Below are 380 nucleotides of genomic sequence, written 5' to 3'. Positions count from 1 at the left end.
TATGATAGGTGAATTCGATATCTTTGGTCAAGGAATCGATTTTATGAGAAATGATATGAAGCATGGAGCGGATATCGCTTGGCTGTGACTGCTCTATTTGGGACAGAGAAGCATTTGCTTGCTTAACCTCCATTTCTAGAGCATCCAGTCGCGAGTCCATCGTGTCAAGGCGTTGTTCAACCTGATCGAACCGGTTGTCCATGTTACCTAGACGTTGTTCTACTTTATCGAGGCGCTGCTCAACTTGAACGAATGTTTTGTCCATTTTATCGAGACGTTTTTCGACCTTCCCGAGGCGTTGATCGACTTCATCGAATCTTTTGTCCATCTCGGTGAGGCGTTGATCGACTTCATCGAACCTCTTGTCCATCTCGGTGAGG

Annotated in this window: 1 pseudogene; it reads right to left on the bottom strand. The window is 45.8% G+C overall.

The window, feature by feature from the left end:
* A pseudogene (locus tag RCF13_RS18335) lies at positions 1–380 on the bottom strand (hypothetical protein); the annotation flags it as partial.

Origin of the sequence: Stenotrophomonas maltophilia group sp. RNC7, assembly GCF_030910085.1 — a bacterium.
Classification (GTDB): domain Bacteria; phylum Pseudomonadota; class Gammaproteobacteria; order Xanthomonadales; family Xanthomonadaceae; genus Stenotrophomonas; species Stenotrophomonas sepilia.
Note: the sequence above shows the minus strand (reverse complement) of the source record. Positions and strands in the feature narration are given on the sequence as shown.